This window comes from Maribacter sp., assembly GCF_049667165.1.
In the GTDB taxonomy this organism is placed as follows: Bacteria; Bacteroidota; Bacteroidia; order Flavobacteriales; family Flavobacteriaceae; genus Maribacter_A.
Genome location: NZ_JBATHS010000025.1, coordinates 1 through 2288, shown reverse-complemented (window position 1 = coordinate 2288; position 2288 = coordinate 1). Strand labels below are relative to the sequence as shown.

The window sequence follows — 2288 nt, the reverse complement described above, 5'->3', positions numbered from 1 at the left end:
GTCATGATCCATCGCGCCCCCTTTGGTAGTATGGAACGCTTTATCGCCCTTTTATTGGAGCATACCGGTGGAAATTTCCCTTTATGGTTGACTCCGGAACAGGCCATAGTGCTGCCCGTTAGCGAGAAACATGAAAAATATGCCGAAAAAGTTTTAAAATCCTTGGAAAATAACGAAATTCGCGCCCTCATTGATAACCGAAACGAAACCGTTGGAAAGAAAATACGAGAGGCAGAAATGAACAAAACACCGTTCATGATTATCGTAGGGGAAAGTGAGGAAGAGCAAAATACGATCTCTATCCGTAGACACGGGGGTGAAGATTTAGGTTCTATCAGTGTAGCGGATTTCGTCGACTTGGTCACTAAAGAAATAAATAGTACCTTAAAGTCGTTTAAAAATTGAAGTTTAATTAAAATAAAATAGCCATAGCAATACGTAAAAGATTTAGGCCCCAACCTAGAAGGGAAAATAAAAACCCCCACAAAATCAACGAAAGAATTCTTTCACCCAATGTTCGATTGGTGGGTGATAATGTGGAAGTAGGTGTTTACACATTGCAACAGGCAATGGCAAAAACCGAGGAGTTAGGTTTGGACCTGGTAGAAATTTCACCAAACGCAGACCCGCCTGTTTGTAAGATCATAGATTACAAGAAGTTTCTCTATGAGCAAAAGAAGCGAGAAAAGGTCATGAAGGCTAAAGCTTCGAAGGTTGTGGTTAAGGAAATTCGATTTGGTCCCAATACCGACGACCACGATTACGAGTTTAAGAAAAAACATGCGGAGAAGTTCTTAAAGGATGGCGCTAAGTTAAAGGCCTATGTTTTCTTTAAAGGACGTTCTATCGTTTATAAAGATCAAGGTGAGATTTTATTGTTGCGCCTTGCCTCCGAGTTGGAAGAGTTCGGAAAGGTTGAACAAATGCCGAAATTAGAAGGCAAGCGTATGACCATGTTCCTCGCTCCCAAGTCTAAAGGAAAATAAATACTTACCGAGATTAAATCGGTACATAGCATACTGAAAACTGTCCGTCTTTGGCGGACAGTTTCAGCATAACCCTCCTCAGCATAACGCTTGGGAGCATGAAAATAAGTGAGATTAATATAAATAGGAAAAATGCCTAAACAAAAAACAAAATCCAGTGCCAAAAAGCGATTTAAGCTTACCGGTACCGGTAAAATCAAAAGAAAGCACGCTTATAAAAGCCACATTCTTACGAAGAAGTCGAAGAAGCGTAAGCTTGCGTTAACACATTCTGGATTGGTACACGATGCAGATGTTAACAGTATTAAAGAACAATTACGTTTAAAGTAATTGTCCTTTTCGGTAATTAATCATTAACCCTGGAGATGGGCAAAATACAAGAACATAACTAGAGTTCGAGTACATTGAAAAGTGGCGATTATCGCCCGCCTACTACAAAAACAATTAAAATTATGCCAAGATCAGTAAATGCAGTAGCTTCTAGAGCTCGAAGAAAAAAAGTGATGAAGCAGGCCAAAGGTTACTTTGGAAGACGTAAAAATGTCTGGACAGTAGCCAAGAATGCGGTTGAAAAAGCAATGTTATATGCTTATAGAGACCGAAGAAACAAAAAAAGAACGTTTCGCGCGCTTTGGATTACCCGTATCAATGCCGGGGCAAGAATGTACGGAATGTCGTACTCACAGTTCATGGGGAAGGTAAAAGCCAATAACATTGAGTTGAACCGAAAGGTGCTGGCAGATTTGGCCATGAACCACCCAGAAGCCTTTAAGGCCATTGTAGACAAAGTAAAATAGTTTTAAAAACATATCTCACTTAAAAAAATCCGATTCCTATGAATCGGATTTTTTTTATCTTAAATTCAAACGCTCTTGAAATGATACTGCATACCGTGAGACCCTTTTTATTTACTCTTATAGTGCTTTGGTCCATCAATGCCTTTTCCCAAAAGGATGGTCTTTCCTTTTTAGCCCTAGGGGATAGTTATACCGTTGGCACCAGTGAACTGCCCCAACATAGTTGGCCCGAGCAATTCGTACAGCTCATAGCCAAAAAAGGTATATTACTAAACCCTCCGACCATCCTAGCCGGTGAAGGATGGACCACCGACAAATTGCTTAGCGAGATCGAAAGCGCAACTTTAGAATCTGAATATGATCTAGTCTCCCTACTCATTGGCGTGAACAATCAATATCGAGACTTGGACAATTATCAGTTCAAGGATCAGTTTAACAAACTGCTACAGAAAAGCATATCCCTTGCCGGAAACGATACTTCAAGGGTTTTTGTACTATCTATACC

At 40.2% G+C, this 2288-nt stretch carries 5 protein-coding genes; all 5 read left to right on the top strand.

What is annotated here, in order from left to right; all coding sequences use genetic code 11:
• The coding region (locus WBM98_RS01010; RefSeq protein WP_424364148.1) for a His/Gly/Thr/Pro-type tRNA ligase C-terminal domain-containing protein at positions 1 to 405 on the top strand (405 nt) is incomplete at its 5' end.
• A 23-nt stretch (positions 406 to 428) separates the two neighbouring features.
• A complete protein-coding gene (gene infC / locus WBM98_RS01005) occupies positions 429 to 986 on the top strand; it encodes a translation initiation factor IF-3 (RefSeq protein ID WP_424364149.1) in 558 nt (185 codons plus the stop codon).
• A gap of 132 nt (positions 987 to 1118) precedes the next feature.
• Positions 1119 to 1316, top strand: a complete 198-nt coding sequence (gene rpmI / locus WBM98_RS01000; protein ID WP_424364147.1) for a 50S ribosomal protein L35 — start codon at positions 1119 to 1121, stop codon at positions 1314 to 1316.
• Between the two features lie 122 nt (positions 1317 to 1438).
• Positions 1439 to 1783: a 50S ribosomal protein L20 gene (rplT, locus tag WBM98_RS00995; protein WP_424364146.1), complete on the top strand. Its 345-nt coding sequence runs from the start codon at positions 1439 to 1441 to the stop codon at positions 1781 to 1783.
• 80 nt (positions 1784 to 1863) lie between these two features.
• Positions 1864 to 2288: GDSL-type esterase/lipase family protein (locus tag WBM98_RS00990; protein ID WP_424364145.1), on the top strand; the 425-nt coding region annotated here is incomplete at its 3' end.